Below are 19093 nucleotides of genomic sequence, written 5' to 3'. Positions count from 1 at the left end.
TGGGTTGGGAACGTCTTTGTTCGAAATCAAATCAGGCGGGGCGGTCGCGCCGCCCCTGCCCTGAGTTACAGGCCCAGTGCCTTGCGGCGTTCCTCGGCAAAGCCCTGCACCATACGGTCGGCGATCAGCGCCAGAATGGCCATCGCCGCCCCGGCCGAAATGCCAAGTCCCACATCCGCCTGCCCCAGCGCCAGATAGATCGACTGGCCCAGACCGGTGGTGCCGATCAGCGCCGCGATCACCAGCATCGCAAAGGCATAGAGGATCGTCTGGTTGAGCCCCAGCAGGATAGTCGGCGCGGCATAGGGCGCGCGCACGTCGCGCATGATCTGCCACTCGGTCGCGCCGCTAGAGATTGCGGCCTCCATCATTTCCTCGGGTGTGTTTACCAGACCATGGCGGGTGTACCGGATCATCGGCACGATCGCATAGGCGCAGATTGCCAGAAACGCCGAGAACTCGCCAATCTGGAACACCATCAGCACCGGGATCAGGAACACGAACAGCGGGATCGTCTGCAACATGTCACAGATCGGGCGGACGATTTTCCAGACGGGTGCCCAAACCGCGCTGGCCAGACCGATCAGCCCGCCGACTACGGCACAGGAAAACACAGCCGCACCGCTGAGGTAAAGCGACAGCAAGGCGCGCTCCCACAGGCCCGAGACAAGGATGGTGCACAGCAGCCCCACGGACAGCGCCGCCAGTCGCCAACCGCCCGCGACATAGCTGAGCGCAGCAGCCCCCGTCAGGACAAAGGGCCATGGAAGATTCGCAATGCCAGTTTCCAACATGCCGATCAGGATCAGCACAACCAGCCCTCCGGTCAGATGCCCGCGCCATGCCATCAGCGCCGCGATCACAGCGGCCACGGCAAAGAGACCGAAGCTCATCCCGGGCGTCCACTGAAAGCCCCATGTGAACGGCAAAACCGCTTGGTCGAGGCCAATCCGCAATGGCAGCAGCACGTAGAACAGCGAGTTGTTCTTGAGCGCATCCAGCCACGGGCCGTTGGCCTGCGTAAAGGCGGTCAGGCCGCTGTCAATCGCCTCTGCCATCGGATCCAGCAGGGTCAGCTCGGACGGGTTCGGCAGCCACAACCAGAAGGCCGCAGTGAACAGCACGGTAGAGCCCAGAACCGCCCAGACAACGCGCTGGTCATAGCGTTTGCGTTCGGTGGCCAGCGTTCCGCTCATCCGGTCGATGACGACGGCAAAGACCACGATCACGAGACCGGCCATCAGGGATTCGCCAAACTGCGCTTTGCGCATAGTCAGCAGAACTTCCCAGCCGATATCGTTGAACCCTCCGATCACGGCTGCGATGATTACCATCGACAAAGCCGCCATCAGGCATTGGTTCACACCAACCATGATCTGGGTCGCGGCCGCTGGGATTTCCACCTGAAACAGTTGCTGGAACCGCGTACCGCCGGACATGATGGCGGCCTCTTTGATCTCGGGCTCGACCCGCTCCAGTCCCAGCATCACATTGCGTGCCATGGGCGGTGCCGCGTAGATGGCCGAGGCGATCAGACCCACCACGGGACCAAAGCCAAAGAGCAGAAGCAAAGGCGTCAGATAAGCGAATGTCGGCACGGTCTGCATGACGTCCAGCACGGCCTGAACAAAGTTTTTCACGCGGGGGATCTCATTGGCCAGAATGCCGATTCCTCCACCCACAACCAGCGCCACTGGGACCGAAACGGCCACCAGCGCCAGAGTGTTCATGCTTTCAGCCCAATAACCCGAGGCCAGCACAAAGCTGAGGCCAATGAACCCCAGCGCGGCCATTGGCAGCCCGCCCAGATACCAGCCCAGCGCGGTGACAAGCCCGATCAGGATCGGCCATGGCGTATTTGCCAGAACGAAATTGGCCGCATCCATCGGGTAGGTCATCAGATCGGAAAACAACCGCATCGCCGGTTTGATACCGTTCAGGAACCAGTCGAGGAAGGCTCCGACCCACTGCGTCGCCGGCAACTCCCATGCGGCGGGCCATTTGACCAGCCACGGGGCAATGCCCTCAAGCGCCAGACACAGCGCGCCGACGATAACGGTGATCAGCGCCGCCTTGGCCCCGACCGTCAGGCGTGCCTGCGCAGGGATGTCCGTGATCGCCGTCATGTCTCATCCACCTGAAGCGCCGCAGCCAGATCGGACGGGTGAACCGTACCGACGATATTGCCCGCCTCATCCCGCACGGGCACGGGTTCGTACAGCTCCATGCAGTGTGCCAAGGCTGCGTCCAATGTCATACCGGTTGTCAGACCAGGATCGTCCGGGCCACGCTCGGACTCGTCGCGCATGACCGAGGCGACCTTGGCGTGTTGGCCCTTGGCGACGTCTTTCGAGAATTCGCGGACATAGTCATCGACCGGGCGCAGCACGATATCGGTGGGCGTGCCGATCTGAACGATCTTGCCATCGCGCATGATGGCGATGCGGTCGGCCAGTTTCAGCGCCTCTTGGATGTCGTGAGTAATAAAGACGATGGATTTCTTCAACGTCGCCTGAATGCGCAGGAATTCATCCTGCAGCTGACGACGGATCAGGGGATCGAGGGCCGAGAACGGCTCATCCAAAAACCAGATGTCGGGGTTCACGGCAAGACTGCGGGCGATTCCCACGCGCTGCCGCTGGCCGCCCGAAAGCTGCCGAGGGAAGCTGTCTTCGCGCCCCTCAAGGCCGACCAATGAGATTACCTCTTGCGCGCGGGCCAGGCGTTCCTTTTTACCAACGCCTTGAACACGCAGCGGATAAGCCACGTTTTCGGCGACGGTCATATGGGGGAAAAGACCGAAATGCTGGAACACCATGCCCAGCTTCTTACGGCGCAGGTCCGTCAGTACCTTCTTCGAGGCTCCAATGACGTTCTCGCCATCCACGCGGATTTCACCGCCCGTACCGGGCAGCAGTTGCGAGATGCAGCGGATCAGCGTCGACTTGCCCGAGCCCGACAGGCCCATGATGACGAAAAGCTCGCCCTCTTTGACCTCGAAATTGGCGTCCTGCACGGCAGGAATGAACCCGCGTTCGCGCAGATCGGAGGCGGCTTTGTCCGGGTCACTCCCTGACCGAGACAGCGCGTCGGTCAGGGCCTTGTCTGCACCGGGGCCAAAGACCTGCCAGAGATTCTGGCAGGCAATGGCTGGCGTTTTAGCTTGCGTCACTTAGGCTGGCTCACTGTGTTGCCGCGTCAACGACCGGACGCCACTTACCTTCGTTCTCAGCCATCCACGCAGCGACGACTTCCTCGACCTTGCCGCCATCGACGTCGATCGCGCCCATCATCGGCTGCTGATCTTCGACCGCCAGCTGATAGTTGGTCAGGATTTCATAAGCTGCGGGCCATTTGTCTTCCATGCCGCTCCAGCTTGCCTTGAAGATGCGCGAGGGTGAGAAGTCACAATCATTCACCGCGTTGGGGTTCGGACCCCATGCGGGATCGTTGAAACAGGCCTCTTCACCAACAGGCAGGTCAACAAATTGCACGTCATAGGCCGACATCGCCCAATGCGGTTGCCAGAAGGTAATCAGCAGCGGTGATTTACGCTCGGTCGAGGCGCGCAGCTCAGCGATCAACGCACCTTCCGAACCAGCGGGCACAGCTTTGAACGGCAGTTCCAGACCGGTCATACGGTCCGCGCCAGGGGTGCCCCAATCCGCCGGGTAATCGACCAAACGACCACCGGGCAGCGTTTCAGCAGTTGCGAAAACCTGCGCGCAGTCTTTCAGAGCTTCCCATGCGGGCAGTCCCGGGCACAGTTCGGCCACGTGGGCAGGATAGGCGATGCCTTCCTTGGCGTTCAGGCCCAGATCGCCGATTTCCACAACGGTGCCTTCGTCTACCTTCTTGGCATATTCGTCGGAAACGTTCGACGACCAGATTTCAAGCGTCGCATCGATATCGCCATCGGCCAGTGCCTGGAACTGGTTCATCATGCCAGCCGTGACATATTCCACGTTGTACCCTGCGGCTTTCAGCATCTCACCGGCCACATGGGTGGTCACATGCTGACCAGTCCACTCGTTGATCGCCAGTTTGATCGGTTCATCCACGGCGCCCATATCGGCCGCAAAAGCCGAGCCCGCAACGGTCATCGCCAAAAGGCTTACACTGAGTTTTTTCATCGACATTCTCCCTGTCTTTTTTGCTTCGCCCACCCCGGCACAAACACGCACCTCGGGGGCTGTCTCACGACATTACCATGCCGCAACATGCACAATTCAAGCCGGAAAGGGAAAGCAAACAGTTGGGTCCAGCGCGGAAATCATACGCTTGACCGACCTAAATGTCCCCCGCCCGCCGGCATGCACCGAAAGCCCGCCCCCACGTGTTTTCACATTTCGCTGGGTGCGGACATTGATTGACCAGTCAATCACAAACCAGAATCACCTGATTTGTCGAGTGTTTCTTTCCAATTTCCCAATTTTTTCCCCGAAACGCGTAGGCCTTGCCCTGCATTCGGGGCCTTGAAACCCCGGGCCTGACAAGCAACGCTGATCAGAAAGGACACCGCTATGCACCATTTTGACGATATCTTTCGGATGGCCGCCGACCGACATGGCGGCGCCGACGCCCTGAATTCGCAGCTCGAGACACCCAAATCCCCAGAAGAACTTGCGGATCTGCCAGAAGACCGCTGGCTATCGGTGATGACCAAATGCATATTTCAGGCCGGTTTCAGCTGGAAAGTGATCGAATCCAAATGGGACGGGTTCGAGGCTGCGTTCGACGGTTTTGACGTGGGCCGATGCGCCTTCATGGACGACGAAAAGTTCGACTCCCTCTTGCAAGATACCCGAATCGTGCGCAACGGCACCAAGATCGCCGCCGTGCGTGACAACGCAGCCTTTCTGCTGGAACTGCGTGAAGAAGGTGGTGCAGGCCGGGTGTTGGGTGGCTGGCCTTCGACCGACTTTGTCGGTCTGCTTGAGATGCTGCGCAAACGTGGTGCGCGCTTGGGGGGAACCTCGGCGCAGATCGCAATGCGCTTTGCAGGCCGTGACAGTTTCATTCTCTCGCAGGATGTTACAGCACGGCTGATTGCCGAAGGCGTCGTAGACAAAGCGCCGACCTCGAAGAAAGCCATGAAAGCCGTGCAGGCTGCTTTTAATACGTGGATGGATCAATCCGGGCGTTCGCTCACGGAAATCAGCCGCGTTCTGGCTATGAGCGTTTGAAAACAGGTTGCAGGTTGAAGGTCAGGGATTAAGGTCGGAACATGTTGCGCCTCATTTTGATGACGTCTTTGTTGTTTCTTTACTCGTGCGGCCGTCCCCTTACGGAAAACGAGGTCGCCTTTGCAAGCGCTGTTCAGGGCAACACGCTGGACCTAAAGAACGTACGTTTGGTCGAAGGCGCCCCGGTCGTGCCGATCACCTTTTATCGCAAAGACCGTCCGCGTCTGGCTTGCCGCGAGCGTATCCTGCCGCCAACCAAGGAAGGCGTGGTCACTGCGAAACCTGCTGCCGTCGCGTTGTTTAACAAAGTCTACTTCACGAAAGACTGGTACCTCGAGGATTATATGTCCGAGTTTCCGGAACAGATGGACCTGATCGCCGCCATGTTACTGGCCCATGAATTGACCCACGTGTGGCAGTGGCAGAACCGGGAAACCACGGGCTATCACCCATTGCGTGCAGCGGCCGAGCATGGGGGAAATACGGATCCTTACCAATTTGATCTGACGACCTCGCCCGATTTCCTGTCCTACGGGTTCGAGCAGCAGGGCGCCATTGTCGAGGAATACATCTGCTGCCGTGCACTGGATCCAACTGCACCGCGCACTCAACGGCTGCATGAAATGCTGGGACAGCACTTTGACCTAGCAGCGCTACCCGGCGAACGCCGCGAACGGGACGTGGTAATCCCCTGGGCCGATGCTGAGGTCGAGGGAATTTGCCGTTAAGGCTATTTCGCTTGCAACGTTTGAAGGTACGCCACTAAGTCCACAATTGGCTGGCTTGTCAGAATTGGCTGCCCTTGAGGTGTTTTCATCGAAGTATCCTGACCATCGAAATATGGCCCGTAGACCGGCATTGGGCTGCCGTGACTGACTAGGGGATCGCGCCCGTCAATCCGCGCGACAACACGTGCGACCGGGAATGTGCCATCCGCGCTGGCCAAAGTGGTCAAATCTGTCGGCTGGATCACCAGCACCCCGGCCATAGGACCCTGCCCGGTAGCATCAATGCCGTGGCACGTCGCGCAATAGTGCTGGTACAGTTTCGCACCCTCTTGCACATCCTGCGCTATGGCGTGAGACCCCATTGCTAACCCTATCGAAACAAGCCCGAGTATCCGTCTGATCATCGCATCCTCCTGTCACGACTGACATTTGCAGACTTGCTCGTTGGGCAGCTTGGCGCAATGATCCAGATCAACGAAACCATAGGACACGGGCCATGACACAATACGCAGCCATCATGCTGGCCGCCGGAATCGGAGTTCCCATCCTCGCCGCATTGAACGCGGCTTTGGGCAAGATGATCGGTTCCCCCACGACCGCCGCAGTGGTTCTGTTTGCCATCGCCTTTGCATCTTCGGCGGTCGTCATGGTGCTATTTCCGGGGTTCGGAGCCTTATCGAAAATCGCCGGGGCACCAAGACACCTGCTGCTTGCGGGTGTGCTTATCGCCTTCTACGTTCTGTCTATCACCCACGTCGCCCCGCATTTCGGTGTGGGCAACGCGGTGTTCTTCGTGTTGATCGGGCAGTTGATCAGCGCCGCTGCCATAGACCATTTCGGCCTGTTCGGTGCGCAGGTCACGCCGCTGACATGGATACGCGCGGGCGGTATTGCTGTGATGGCCGCCGGGGTGGCGATCACTCAACTGGCTTAAGAACGCCCCCGTCCAACCGCAGCTTGCGATCCATCCGCGCGGCCAGATCCATATTATGCGTGGCGATCAGGGCCGACAGCCCCTCGTCCCGCACCAATGCCATCAGCGCATCGAACACCTGATCCGAGGTCTCGGGGTCCAGATTGCCCGTCGGTTCATCCGCCAACAATACGCGCGGCGCGTTGGCCAGCGCGCGGCAAAAAGCGACCCGCTGTTGCTCGCCGCCAGACAGAGCCGCCGGGCGGTGATCCGCGCGCGCTGCAACACCCACACGGTCCAGCAGCGCCATCGCCCTGTCCTGTGCGGCTTTCTCGGAGACACCATTGGCCAGTTGCGGCAGGGTGATGTTCTCCAGCGCCGTGAACTCGGGCAGCAGGTGGTGGAACTGATAGACAAAGCCCACATCCTGCCGCCTTAGCGCCGTGCGGGTACGGTCGCCTTTGCCTGCGATGCTCTGCCCCGCGATCTCGACCGTGCCGCCGTCGGGCGTGTCCAGCAGCCCGGCAATATGCAGCAGCGTAGACTTGCCCGCCCCCGAGGGCGCAACCAGTGCAACCGCCTCGCCCGCGCGCAGGTCCAGATCAACGCCGCGCAGCACCTGCACCTCGCCCGGTGTGCCCTTCAAGTAAGTTTTGGTCAGGCCGTTCAGCCGCAATGTCACATCACTCATAGCGCAGCGCCTCGACCGGGTTCAGCCGCGCCGCGCGGCGGGCCGGGAAATAAGTGACAAAGAAGGACAGGCCCAGCGACAGCCCCACGGCTTTGAGCACATCGGACAGGTGCAATTCAGCGGGCAGCGCATAGATGCCTCGGATCGACGGGTCCCAGACCCCGCCGCCCATGACAAAATTCACAAAGCTGAAGATCGGGTCGATATAGATCGCAAACAGGCACCCCAGCACAACCCCCATCGTGGTGCCGATAATGCCTGTAAATGACCCGCAAATGAAGAACACGCGCAGGACAGACCCCTCGCTGAGGCCAATGGTGCGCAGAATGCCGATATCGCGCCCCTTGTTCTTGACCAACATGATCAGCCCCGAGACGATGTTCATCGCCGCAATCAGTACGAGGATCGACAGGATGATGAACATCACATTGTCTTCGACCTCAAGCGCGCGCAGGAACCCGCCCGAGGCGTCCTGCCATGTCCATATCTGACTGCGTTCGCCTGCTGCTTCCAGGATGGGGATCAGAATGGGTGTCAGATTTTCAGGCTCATCCACCATAACCTCGATCTCATCGGCCACGCCTTCTCGGTTAAAGAAGGTCTGCGCCTGTTCGAACGGCATGTAGACGCGGGTGCGGTCGATGTCATAGCGCCCGGCCGAAAACACATAAACCACCCGATAGGCGCTGACGCGCGGCGAGGTGCCAAAAGCCGTCTTTACCCCGTTAGGCGAGGTCAGCTTGACCGTATCCCCTACTGTCGCGCCGATACTGCGCGCCACGCCCGAACCGATCGCAATAACGAATTCCTCGTTCTGGAATTCTGACAGATCGCCCACCGCCTGATCGCTTTCAGCGATGCCCGGCAAATCCAGCAGGTCGTCCGGCTGTATCCCAAAAACTTCGACACCGCTGCTGCGGTCGCGGTTGGTGATCAGCACTTGCCCCTTGACCAAAGGGGCCGCCCGTTGAACGCCCGGCACCTGCCCGATCCTGTCAGCCACCTGATCGTAGTTTTCAATGGTCCGATCTACGCGCCCCTGCGCATCAAAATTCCCAGCCGAATAAACCGTCACATGCGCGTTGGCCCCCAGAATGGTGCCGACAAACTCGGCACGGAACCCCGATCGAACAGCCAACGTTGCGATCAGAGCGAACACGGCCAAGGTGATCCCGATCAGCGAGATCCAGGTCATCACGCTGACGCCCCCCTCGGCGCGGCGCGCGCGTAGGTATCGCCAGGCGATTTTCCATTCAAAAGGTGCAAAGGGCGGGGGTGTCTTGGCCATGCCTGCTCCGGTGTTTTTGTTGGACGTGACCCTTTCGGCATTTGGCCGAATGGTCAAGCCGCGCGTTATCCCGACAAAGCAGCGGTTTGCTGCAATACGGCCTCAGCCCGGTTCCGGTCGCAAATGCCGCGTGCGTCAAGCTCTTGAAAAACACGGTCGCGCAGATCCTGTGGCAGGTTCGCGATGGCCCGGTTGTGCAACCCAAGCGTCAATGTGCGCGGGTCATCCAGCCGTTCCAGCAACTGCGTCAGCACCTCGGTCGAATAGGTGGGCCAGAGCCCGATGGCTGTAGACTCCGCTTCTTCGAACCATGGGGCGTAACCGTCGTGGGATTTCAGGCAAAACGCGTTCATCAGCATGAACTCAGATGGCCGCCTGCGCGACGCGAACAAGGCCTGAACCGAGCCGTAGCGCGCGTTGATTTCATCCAGCAGCGACAGGACAAGCGACCTCCGCACCGGGTACGGCGTTGCAAAGGTTGTCGTCTTGATCTGCCCCGGATCAGGCCGTGGCGCACCTAAGGCATCCAAACTTTCCAGCAGCCAGTTGCGATGGAAATCACTTTCAATGTCAATGAACGGGATGCGCGCCGCGCCATCGGGCGTAAAAAACTCAGCCTCATCAAACTGGCGCAGAAACAGGTTCTTGGTGTCCAGAATGACCATGTTCTCGGACACCGCGACCCGCGCCGCGCCCAGTTTCAGAATCTGTTGATTGCGGTAGCCATTGTTGCCACGCCATCCGCCCTTGCGGATCAGCGGAATGCGAAAGCGGTTCTCGATCAGCACACGATCCAGCGCCGGGCGTCGCGCACAATGACCGGCCCCCAGTAGAACATCGTCCCCACTGAGGACGCGCACCTTGTCTTGCAGTGCTCCGTAGGCAGGGAGAATCGGCTCGATCTGCTGCCGCAACGTACCTTCATCAACGTCGTTCATGATCACATGGATCGACCCAACCTGCGCCGGATCAACAAACCGGGCGAAGGAAAGGGCCTGAAGTTCCAGCAAAGGAAAGTCCCTGGAATATACAACCGTTGCGAAACTCAGCACCACCCGGACCTTTTTGCGATTTTCCGCCCATCTAGCAGCATTTGCCGACCTGTCCAAGCGAACCACACCACGAATCAGTCGCCGGTTCCGGCAAACCGCTATTCGAGGTAAGGATGATTTAGTCGAACCTCTCAAAACCAAAGGTTGTGATACCGTTCACAGACCAGCGGCGACTGTTTCAGCTATGTAGTCAATGCAGGGTTCGCGTGATTGACTGAACTTAAAATGCAACATTTTCGTTGGAATAATATTTCGCTTTTTGATTATTTTTCGAAACTTTGTCACCCTGACTTTGGGGGAATACAATTTTTAGAGCGGGGGTCGCTCATGAGTATTCGACTAAACAAAGAAAAAGCGGGCGCGATTTCGGCCCGGCAGGCATCGACAGAACTGGATTGCGAAACAGCGGCATTGCTGAGGGCCGCGATACGTCCTTTGTTTGCCAGTGCGGCCAGTTGGAATGGCCTGACAGACATCCTGAAAGACAAAGGCTACCAGCTTGCCTTCCGGCAAGGACGCCTGTGCCTAACCGACATAGCAACGGCAAAGCGGGTGTGTGGGCTGAGGTTCCTAGGGCTGGAGTTCCGCGACCTGGTGCAGCGCATGGGGCGTCCCATCGTTGTGGCTCGCGACAGCGAAACGGGTGATCTTTTGGCTTCGCGCCCCTCTGTGGGTAACGCCTAAAAGCTGCGCCAAAACTGGACTGAGCGCCGCGTGCACTTCCACAAGCTGTGGCGCGCTGCCGCTTTGATACCGGTGCAAGAGCCAGGTTGCAGCATCAGCCCAAGGACCAGTTTCGCGGGCATGTGTCCGCGATGGTAGAACCGGCAGAAGTCATCTTCGGTCAAACCATCTGCGGCCTTCAGCTTATCGTAGTACTTCATCCAAACGCGCGCATAGTCCCGGGCCGTCAGATCCGTATCACTGCTTGCACCGCGCCCCCAGAACATCGAAATCGGCTCGTCCATACGTTCGCCCTGATACCCGGCAGATATCATGCGCAGCATCAGGTCATAATCAGCCGCCACGCGAAATTGCGGATCATGGCCGCCCAGCGCCTTGAACACGTCGCTTCGGATCAGGACCGAGTTGTGACAGAACGGCATACGCTGAAGGATCGCAGTCAGAGACATGCGTTTTTCGCGACTCTCTGTCCCATCCTCGAACCGGCGCAATGTAGACCCGTACAGGAAGTCGGGCCGGGTCGCGGTCAAACGGTCAGCGGCAGTGTTCAGGATGTCATCCAAAGCGAGCGAGTCGTCCGAGTTCAGGAACAAAAGGTATTGACCACGCGCGGCCCCCGCCCCCTTGTTCATCGCGTCGTAGAGGTTGCGGTCCGGTTCGCTGATCACGCGAGTCCGTTCTGCATTGGCAGTGACGTCCTGAAGAAACGAAACGGTGCCATCCGTTGAGGCACCGTCCTGAATAATATGCTCGGCCCTCAAGCAGTTCTGGCGGGCCATGCACGCGATTACCTCGCGAAAGCTATCCTGCCGCCCTTGAGACAGCAGGTTATGCGTCGCCGTGACAACCGAGATCAGCGGCGCGTCGGTGTCAGCCGATTTGCTCATAGATCTCGGCGATCTTAGTGACGGCGGCCTCGGGGCTGAGTTCCTCGCTCTCGCCAGTGCGGCGGCAGGTCAGTTCAACCACACCGTTTTTCAACCCGCGCGGACCAACGGTGATGCGCCATGGCAGGCCGATCAGGTCCATGGTGGCGAATTTGCCACCTGCCCGCTCGTTGCGGTCATCATAGAGCGGCTCCAGCCCCAGCGCAGTCAGCGCACCGTAGAGCTTGTCACAGGCCGCATCTGCCTCTTCATCGCCCTGCTTCAGGTTGACGATGCCGCAATGGAACGGGGTTACGCCTTCGGGCCAGATGATGCCCTTATCGTCATGGCTGGCTTCTATGATGGCGCCGATCAGGCGGCTGACGCCGATGCCGTGGCTGCCCATGTGAACGGGGGTCGGCTTGCCATCGGGCCCTTGGACGGTCGCGCCCATCGCCTCGGAATACTTGGTACCGAAATAGAAGATCTGCCCCACTTCGATCCCGCGCGCCACGCGGCGGCGCTCCTCTGGCACTTGGTTGAACAGCGCCTCGTCATGGGTTTCGTCGGTGCGCGCGTATTTCGAGGTGAACTCTTCCAGAATGGCCTGACATTGCGCGCGGTCGTCATAGTCGATCTGACGGTCGCCAAAACTCAGATCGGTGACGGCGCTGTCATAGAAGACCTCGGATTCACCCGTATCGGCCAACACAAGGAATTCATGCGTGTCATCACCACCGATGGGGCCGGAATCGGCGCGCATCGGGATGGCTTGCAGGCCCATACGCTCATAGGTGCGCAGGTAGCTGACCAGATGACGGTTGTAAGCGTGCAGCGCGTCTTCCTTGGTCAGGTCGAAATTGTAGCCGTCCTTCATGTAGAACTCACGCCCCCGCATCACGCCGAAACGCGGGCGGATTTCATCGCGGAACTTCCACTGGATTTGATACAGCGTCAGCGGCAGGTCTTTGTAGCTGTTGACGTGGCCGCGGAAGATATCCGTTACCAACTCCTCAGCCGTCGGCGTATACAGCATGTCGCGCCCGTGACGGTCCTGCATCCGCAGCATTTCCTGACCGTAGTCATCATAGCGCCCGGATTCGCGCCACAGGTCCGCCGATTGCAGGATCGGCATCTGGATCGCGATGTGACCCGCTTTGGCCTGTTCTTCATGCACGATGTTTTCCAGCTTGCGCAGCACTTTGAAGCCCATCGGCAGCCACGAATAAATCCCGGCCGACGCCTGCTTGATCATCCCCGCGCGCAGCATCAGCCGGTGGCTGACGATCTGAGCCTCGGAGGGGTTTTCCTTGAGAACGGGCAGAAAGTAACGGCTCAGGCGCATGGGAGGACCTTCAAAGGTGAGAATTTCGCTGCAAGGTGATTATGCCAAAGCCTCGCCGGGGGCAATCACGCAATGGCGTTTTTGCGACCTTGGGTCAGTCGCATTTTTTATTGACCCGCCAGTCAGGAACCTCAAGTGTAACAGGACTGTAAAAACATGAGGCCCCGATGCAGACAATCTCGGAACCCGCCCGTCAAATTCCTGTTGTTCACCAGACGGATGTTCTGGTCGTGGGCTCTGGCCCCGCCGGGCTGGCCGCCGCTTTGGCCGCCGCGCGCGCCGGGGCCGAGGTGTCGCTGGTCGACCGGTTCGGCTGCATGGGCGGCAACATCACCGCCGTGGGGGTCGAAGGGTTCGCATGGTATCGCCATGAACAGACCGTCGAGGCCGGTGGGATCGGCATGGAGTTCGAAACCCGCGCCAAGGACATGGGCGCGGCGGTGCCGGAAAGCCAGTCGCTGAGTTATGAGCTGGACAGCGAGGGGTTCAAGCTGGTCGCCGACAAACTGGTCGAAGAGGCGGGCGTGCATCCGATGCTACACCGTCAGTTCGTGTCCCCGATCATGGAAGGCGACCGGATCACCGGCATCATCACCGAATCCAAAGCCGGGCGCGAGGCGATCTTGGCCAAGGTCGTGATCGACGCCACCGGCGATGCCGACGTGGCCCACCGCGCCGGTGCCCCCACCCACAAGACCGCGCGCGAGGATATGATGGCGGCCTCGGTCATGTTCCATCTGGCCGGTGTCGACAAGCGCGCCTTTATGGAGGGTGTCAAGGCCGATCCGCAAACCTACAAGGACTGGGGCGGCGGCGGTGAGTGGAATATCGAAACCTCCGGGAAAGAGGACGAAATGTTCTCGCCCTTCGTTCACAAGCCTTTCCAACAGGCGATTGATGCAGGGATGATCCCGCCGCACCTGAACACCATCGCGGGCACCTGGGGCGCGATGCATGACACGGGTGAGCTGACCTATATGAACCTCATCCATCTGGCCGAGATTGACGGCACCGATCCCGACAGCTTGACGCTGGGTGAGATCGAGGGCCGCCGTCAGTCGATGCTGGCCATTGAGGCGCTGCGCCGCTTCATGCCCGGATGCGAAAACGCGCGGCTGCGGAACTTCGGCATGACCATCGGCATCCGCGATACCCGCAAGATCGACGCGGTCTACAACATGACCGAGGATGACGCCCGCCATCAGGGTCGATTCGAGGATACAATCGGCATCTACCCCGAATTCATCGACGGCTATGGCATCCTGATCCTGCCCACCACGGGGCGGTATATGCAGGTACCCTATCGTTCCATGCTCCCCAAGGGAATCAAGGGGTTGCTGGTCGCGGGCCGCTCCCACGGAGCCGACAAAGTGGCCCATGCGGCCACGCGCAACATGGCCTGCTGTGCGGTCATGGGCCAAGGCGCAGGCATCGCCGCCGCGCTATCGTTGAAAAGCAATCAGGACGTAGACAGGATGAACCTCGCCCCCGTTCACAAGGAGCTCGACCGTCAGGGTGTGCGGATTCACTGATGCAGCATATCCCGACCATCGACATCGCGCCTCTGCGTGACCCCGCGCACCCGAGCTACGCTCGCACCGTTCAGCAGATCATGGACGCCTGCACTGGGATCGGTTTTCTATCGATCACCGGCACGGGCATTTCCCCCGATAAAGTAGACGCCGTGCGCGCCTGCGTGCGCGATATCTTTGCGGTCGAAGAAAGCGCTAAATGGGATCAGGCGATCACGCGCGAGAACTATCGTGGATATATCCCAATGGGGTTCTTCACGCCCAATGACGGATCAGGCAAGGCCGACAAATACGAAGGCTACAAGCTGCACTATGACGTGGCCCTCGATGCACCGATCCGGCAGGACTGCGCGCTGTATGGCCCGAACCTCTGGCCAAAGGGCGTGGACAGCGCGCGCGACACGATACTGGGCTATTGGTCGCAACTGGACACGGTGGCAGATCAGTTGCTGGGCGCGCTTGAGGTCGGCCTGTCCCTGCCCACGCGCGCCCTGAGCGATGCCTTTGTTGATCCGATGACCAACATGACCCTGCTCCACTATCCTCCGCAAGCACCGGATGAGGGTGGATATGGTATCCACCCGCACAAGGATACCGATGCCCTGACCATCATCGCCCCCGACCCCGTCGGCGGGCTGGAGGTTCAGACCCGCGAAGGCGGCTGGATCACGCCGGACTGCCCGCCGGGCGGGTTTGTCGTGAATATTGGTGACATGCTAGAGCTTTGGTCCGGTGGACGCCTGAAATCCACCCCACACCGGGTTGTCAACCGATCAGGGCAAGAACGCTATTCCTTCCCATATTTCGCTGTACCACGTCATGATGTTGTTGTGCATCCGCTGCTGGAACCTTTGGACGGGTTCGAACGCCCTTCGGTCCATTGCGGCCATTGGTCGGCCGAGATATGGCGCACCAACTGGCCAGATGAACATGCCGATGACGCGACTCCGGAACTGGGTACGCTTGCCGATTGAGGGGCAGAAATCCACAGCCCCATGAACCGCTTGCATCGCCGCGCCGCATACGCCAAGAACATATGCAAGAACCGGCAACAAGGGGACGGGCATGGCGCTGCCAGTGAAGGACCAACTCAGATACTGGGGCATTGCCGCTGTTGTCTTCGTGTTCCTGATGTGGGCGCTGGGCGATGTGCTTTTGCCTTTCGTAATTGGCGGTGCGATTGCCTATTTTCTTGACCCGGTTGCTGACCGGCTGGAAAATCTGGGGCTGTCACGCATGGCGGCAACCGCGATTATAACCGTTGTCGGAGTTCTGGGCTTTGTCCTGATGATCCTGATGGTCGTGCCCGCGCTGGTCACGCAGCTGATCGACCTTGTCGAGTTCATGCCCAGCCTGATCAAACAGCTGCGCGGGTTTGTCGAGCAACAATTTCCCTCGCTGCTGGACCGCGAATCCAGCTCGCATCAATTCCTTGTCTCGCTGGGCGAGACGCTGCAATCCAAAACCGGGGATGTGCTGCAATCGGTGGCGGCGTCGCTGGGATCCGCGATCAATGTGGTGGTGCTGCTGGTGATCGTCCCCGTTGTCGCTGTCTATCTGCTGTTGGACTGGGACCGTATGATCGCCCGTGTCGGAGAGCTGTTGCCCCGCGACCACGCCCCCACCATAAAGCGCCTGGCCAACGAGATTGACGCCGTTTTGGCCTCGTTCGTGCGCGGTATGGGGACGGTCTGCCTGATCCTTGGCACCTATTATGCCGTGGCGCTGATGGCGGTGGGCCTGCAGTTTGGCCTGATCGTGGGCTTTATCGCCGGGCTCGTGACCTTCATCCCCTATCTGGGCGCACTGATCGGCGGATCGCTGGCAATCGGCCTGGCCCTGTTTCAGTTCTGGGGCGACTGGGCGCAGATCGGGCTGGTCGCCGGGATCTTCGCGCTGGGACAAGTGACCGAGGGCAATTTCCTGACCCCCAAACTGGTCGGCAGCTCGGTAGGTTTGCACCCGGTCTGGCTTTTGCTTGCATTATCGGTATTTGGCGCCATGTTCGGATTTGTCGGGATGCTGGTGGCGGTTCCGGTCGCGGCGGCACTGGGTGTCGTGGCCCGGTTCATGACTTCGCTTTATCTGGACAGCCGCTTGTATACGGGCCTTGAAGGGCTTCAACAGGACGACGAATAAATGCCCCGCCAACTGAGCTTTGACCTGCCGGCCAAAACCGCCTTGGGCCGCGAGGATTTCTTTGTCTCGCCTGCCAATGCGCTGGCGGTGGCGATGATTTCTGCGACCTCGTGGCCCGGCAACAAGCTGGTGCTCAGCGGCCCGGCGGGCGCGGGAAAGACTCACCTGGCCCATGTCTGGGCAGCTGAAACCGGAGGCCGGATTATTCAGGCCCGTGATCTGCGCTATGACGATGTACCCGCACTGGCCAGCACGCCGATTGCTGTGGAAGACGTGCCGATGATCGCCGGTGATCCCGACCTCCAAAAGACGTTGTTCCATTTGCACAACTTGACGCTGGCGGAAGGCAACGCTCTTTTGATGACAGGGCGCATGGCTCCGAAGTTCTGGGAACTTCCGCTGCCTGATCTTCAAAGCCGGATCGAGGGGGCACACCACGTAGCACTGGACCCGCCAGACGACGCTCTTTTGGGGGCGGTTCTGGCTAAACTGTTTCTGGACCGACAGCTAAACCCAGGCCCCGAGGTGATATCCTACCTTGTGAAACACATGGATCGTCGGTTCGAGACAGCCGCAAATGTTGTCGCCCAGTTGGATTTGGTGGCTTTGGCTGAAAAACGTGACATCACCCGCTCGCTGGCTGTGCGTGTCCTGAACTCGGACGTGGGTGATGTCGCATCTGACGATTGACCCAAACCCGACGATTTCGCATTCTAAGCACGGAATATCTGGAAGAGACATGGATCAGACCGTCGACACAGACATCCCCGACTGGGGGCCTTTCGGAAAACCGCTATTCGACAACCCCGAGGCCCGCGCCTTATCGCGTGTCGGAGTGGTCGACGTTGGATCGAACTCGGTCCGAATGGTTATCTTTGACGGTGCAGCACGGTCGCCAGCCTATTTCTACAACGAAAAAGTTATGTGCGAACTGGGCGCAGGCCTGTCCGAGACCGGGCGTCTGAACCCACGCGGACGGGAACGCGCATTGGCTGCCCTGCGACGGTTTGCGCAACTGGCCCAGGATTTGGGGCTGCCGGGCCTGCATGTTGTCGCGACGGCTGCGGTGCGCGAAGCCACAGATGGGCCTGCCTTCTGCAATGAGGTGTTTGCCGAAACTGGCCTGACCGTCTCGGTTATCGACGGCGGTGAAGAGGCGCGCCTGTCTGCGCAAGGCGTCCTGTTGGGCTGGCCCGGAGCCTATGGCTTGATCTGCGACATCGGCGGGTCTTCGATGGAACTGGCCGAGATCGGAGGCGGCGATGTAGGCCGCCGCGTGACCTCGGCCCTTGGTCCGCTCAAGCTGCGCGATATCAAAGGTGGGCGACGGGCACGCAAAGCACATATCAAAGCCACGATGGAAGAGCTGCGCGATCAAATGGGGCCGCAGCGTGACCGGCTGTTTCTGGTCGGTGGCAGTTGGCGTGCTTTTGCACGGTTGGACATGTTGCGCCGGGGCTATCCGCTGAACGTGCTGCACGAATACCGCATGACCACCAAGCAGGTTCACGAGACTATAAAATTCATTGAAAAGGGCGACCCGGACAAGCTGCGAAGCCTTGCTGGTGTGTCTGGCTCTCGTATGGCGTTGATGCCCTTTGCGATGGATGTACTGGCCCGGTTGGTGCGGACGTTCAAACCTAAGGATATCGCGATCTCAAGCTATGGCATCCGTGAAGGCTTGCTATATGAACAAATGCCGCAAATCCTGCGCGACCGCGATCCGTTGATCGAAGCCAGTCGGTTTTATGAGGCGAAAGATGCCCGCTTGCCCGGGTTCAGCAAACACTTGTTTGACTTCGTGATGCCCTTGTTCAAATCCGCCCCCGAGGCACGGGTGCGTCTGATCAAGGCGGCTTGCCTGCTGCATGATGTAAGTTGGCGCGCGCATCCCGACTACCGGGCCGAGACCTGCTTTGACTATGTCACACGCGCCAATTTGGGGGGCCTAAAACACTCCGAGCGGGTCTTCATCGGGCTTGCCCTGCAGCACCGGTACCGCAACAAGCGCGAAGATAACCGGTTTGCGCCGCTTTATGAGCTGTTGGATGAAAGCGGCCAGAAACAGGCCGAGATTCTGGGCAAAGCCATGCGGTTCGGCGCGATGCTTTGGATGCAGAACGACGCCACTATGGGTAAGTTGCGCTTTTATCCCAAAAAGCGACAGCTTGAATTGTTTTTGCCTGAAACCGCTGCCTCGCTCTTCAGCGAAGTGGCCCAAGCGCGCCTGAATTCACTGGCGTCTGCACTGAGGTCGGAAACCCGCGTTGTGATCAAAGGCTAAGCCTTAGATATCAATCTCACCTTCCGGCGCGTCCTGCGGCTGTACCGGTTCGATTTCGGGTGTTTCGGGCTTTTTGCGGATAATGATATCACCATTGGGCAGGATTTCCGGGACCTCATAGGTGCTCCAGTCCTCGATCTCGGCGGCCAGATCCGCAAGCGCTGGCCCCATCTCGGCCATGAAGGACTGCATCGCTGGTCCAAACTGATCAGCCAGCCCCAGCAATTCATCGAACGCTGGTTCCATTTCCTTTCGCAGACCTTCCAAGAACAGTTCGGCGCCCTGCTCCATCAGCGACGGGCCGCTGTCATCTTCAGCGTGGGCCGGTTGGGTCAAGGCTGCGGAAATCGCGCAGATCGTGATGAAATGTCTCATACTGGCAATA

19 protein-coding genes are annotated in these 19093 nt (G+C 59.6%); 9 read left to right on the top strand and 10 right to left on the bottom strand.

The features are described 5' to 3' along the window. Positions 1 to 65: 65 nt before the first annotated feature. The 3 genes from J7380_RS06920 to J7380_RS06910 are packed head-to-tail and all read right to left on the bottom strand — an operon-like array spanning position 66 to position 4133. On the bottom strand, positions 66 to 2126 hold the full coding sequence (locus tag J7380_RS06920; RefSeq protein ID WP_209195065.1) for an ABC transporter permease subunit: 2061 nt from the start codon (positions 2124 to 2126) through the stop codon (positions 66 to 68). Then, a complete protein-coding gene (locus J7380_RS06915) occupies positions 2123 to 3172 on the bottom strand; it encodes a betaine/proline/choline family ABC transporter ATP-binding protein (RefSeq protein ID WP_209195064.1) in 1050 nt (349 codons plus the stop codon). Before J7380_RS06915 ends, J7380_RS06920 begins: the two co-directional genes overlap by 4 nt. Before the next feature lie 10 nt (positions 3173 to 3182). Next, complete coding sequence (locus J7380_RS06910; RefSeq protein WP_209195063.1) at positions 3183 to 4133, bottom strand: ABC transporter substrate-binding protein; 951 nt, start codon at positions 4131 to 4133, stop codon at positions 3183 to 3185. Between the two features lie 390 nt (positions 4134 to 4523). Here J7380_RS06910 and J7380_RS06905 point away from each other — a divergent pair, with 390 nt between their 5' ends. Further along, a complete protein-coding gene (locus J7380_RS06905) occupies positions 4524 to 5186 on the top strand; it encodes a DNA-3-methyladenine glycosylase I (protein WP_209195062.1) in 663 nt (220 codons plus the stop codon). Positions 5187 to 5227: 41 nt separating this feature from the next. Continuing rightward, positions 5228 to 5914, top strand: coding sequence for a hypothetical protein (locus J7380_RS06900; protein WP_170352509.1), 687 nt, complete (start codon positions 5228 to 5230; stop codon positions 5912 to 5914). 2 nt (positions 5915 to 5916) lie between these two features. Here J7380_RS06900 and J7380_RS06895 read toward each other — a convergent pair whose 3' ends face one another. Further along, positions 5917 to 6318, bottom strand: coding sequence for a cytochrome c (locus J7380_RS06895; protein ID WP_209195061.1), 402 nt, complete (start codon positions 6316 to 6318; stop codon positions 5917 to 5919). Positions 6319 to 6410: 92 nt separating this feature from the next. Here J7380_RS06895 and J7380_RS06890 point away from each other — a divergent pair, with 92 nt between their 5' ends. Next, a complete protein-coding gene (locus tag J7380_RS06890; RefSeq protein ID WP_170352507.1) occupies positions 6411 to 6848 on the top strand; it encodes a DMT family transporter in 438 nt (145 codons plus the stop codon). On the opposite strand, the gene J7380_RS06885 is transcribed toward J7380_RS06890, so the two are convergent. The 3 genes from J7380_RS06885 to J7380_RS06875 all read right to left on the bottom strand — a co-directional run bounded on the left by J7380_RS06885 (position 6832) and on the right by J7380_RS06875 (position 9861). Beyond that, on the bottom strand, positions 6832 to 7518 hold the full coding sequence (locus tag J7380_RS06885) for an ABC transporter ATP-binding protein (RefSeq protein ID WP_209195060.1): 687 nt from the start codon (positions 7516 to 7518) through the stop codon (positions 6832 to 6834). The two genes, J7380_RS06890 and J7380_RS06885, sit on opposite strands and share 17 nt — an antisense overlap. Beyond that, positions 7511 to 8806, bottom strand: coding sequence for a lipoprotein-releasing ABC transporter permease subunit (locus tag J7380_RS06880; protein ID WP_170352505.1), 1296 nt, complete (start codon positions 8804 to 8806; stop codon positions 7511 to 7513). Before J7380_RS06880 ends, J7380_RS06885 begins: the two co-directional genes overlap by 8 nt. A gap of 65 nt (positions 8807 to 8871) precedes the next feature. Then, the gene (locus tag J7380_RS06875) at positions 8872 to 9861 is read right to left on the bottom strand and encodes a DUF6492 family protein (RefSeq protein WP_348539082.1); all 990 of its coding nucleotides are present in this window, start codon (positions 9859 to 9861) and stop codon (positions 8872 to 8874) included. A 324-nt stretch (positions 9862 to 10185) separates the two neighbouring features. On the opposite strand from J7380_RS06875, the gene J7380_RS06870 reads away from it, so the two are divergent. Then, the gene (locus J7380_RS06870; RefSeq protein WP_209195058.1) at positions 10186 to 10542 is read left to right on the top strand and encodes a hypothetical protein; all 357 of its coding nucleotides are present in this window, start codon (positions 10186 to 10188) and stop codon (positions 10540 to 10542) included. On the opposite strand, the gene J7380_RS06865 is transcribed toward J7380_RS06870, so the two are convergent. Beyond that, positions 10539 to 11429, bottom strand: a complete 891-nt coding sequence (locus J7380_RS06865) for a glycosyltransferase family 2 protein (RefSeq protein WP_209195057.1) — start codon at positions 11427 to 11429, stop codon at positions 10539 to 10541. The genes J7380_RS06870 and J7380_RS06865 overlap by 4 nt on opposite strands. After that, the gene (gene proS / locus J7380_RS06860) at positions 11413 to 12753 is read right to left on the bottom strand and encodes a proline--tRNA ligase (RefSeq protein ID WP_209195056.1); all 1341 of its coding nucleotides are present in this window, start codon (positions 12751 to 12753) and stop codon (positions 11413 to 11415) included. The genes J7380_RS06865 and proS overlap by 17 nt, the downstream gene beginning before the upstream one ends. Positions 12754 to 12920: 167 nt before the next feature. On the opposite strand from proS, the gene J7380_RS06855 reads away from it, so the two are divergent. The 5 genes from J7380_RS06855 (at position 12921) to J7380_RS06835 (ending at position 18708) form a co-directional block, all read left to right on the top strand. Then, complete coding sequence (locus tag J7380_RS06855; RefSeq protein ID WP_209195055.1) at positions 12921 to 14285, top strand: FAD-dependent oxidoreductase; 1365 nt, start codon at positions 12921 to 12923, stop codon at positions 14283 to 14285. Continuing rightward, entirely contained in the window at positions 14285 to 15259 is a 975-nt protein-coding gene (locus J7380_RS06850) for a 2OG-Fe(II) oxygenase family protein (protein WP_209195054.1), read from the top strand. The genes J7380_RS06855 and J7380_RS06850 overlap by 1 nt, the downstream gene beginning before the upstream one ends. A gap of 91 nt (positions 15260 to 15350) precedes the next feature. Continuing rightward, on the top strand, positions 15351 to 16424 hold the full coding sequence (locus J7380_RS06845) for an AI-2E family transporter (protein WP_209195053.1): 1074 nt from the start codon (positions 15351 to 15353) through the stop codon (positions 16422 to 16424). Next, complete coding sequence (locus J7380_RS06840; RefSeq protein WP_209195052.1) at positions 16425 to 17114, top strand: DnaA/Hda family protein; 690 nt, start codon at positions 16425 to 16427, stop codon at positions 17112 to 17114. A 49-nt stretch (positions 17115 to 17163) separates the two neighbouring features. Then, a complete protein-coding gene (locus J7380_RS06835; protein WP_209195051.1) occupies positions 17164 to 18708 on the top strand; it encodes a Ppx/GppA family phosphatase in 1545 nt (514 codons plus the stop codon). Positions 18709 to 18711: 3 nt separating this feature from the next. Here the strand turns inward: J7380_RS06835 and J7380_RS06830 are convergent, their stop codons facing one another. Then, on the bottom strand, positions 18712 to 19083 hold the full coding sequence (locus J7380_RS06830) for a hypothetical protein (RefSeq protein ID WP_209195050.1): 372 nt from the start codon (positions 19081 to 19083) through the stop codon (positions 18712 to 18714). Positions 19084 to 19093: the final 10 nt, after the last annotated feature.

This window comes from Ruegeria sp. R8_1, from assembly GCF_017743815.1.
Lineage (GTDB): Bacteria > Pseudomonadota > Alphaproteobacteria > Rhodobacterales > Rhodobacteraceae > Ruegeria > Ruegeria lacuscaerulensis_A.
This window is presented reverse-complemented; position numbering and strand designations above follow the sequence as displayed.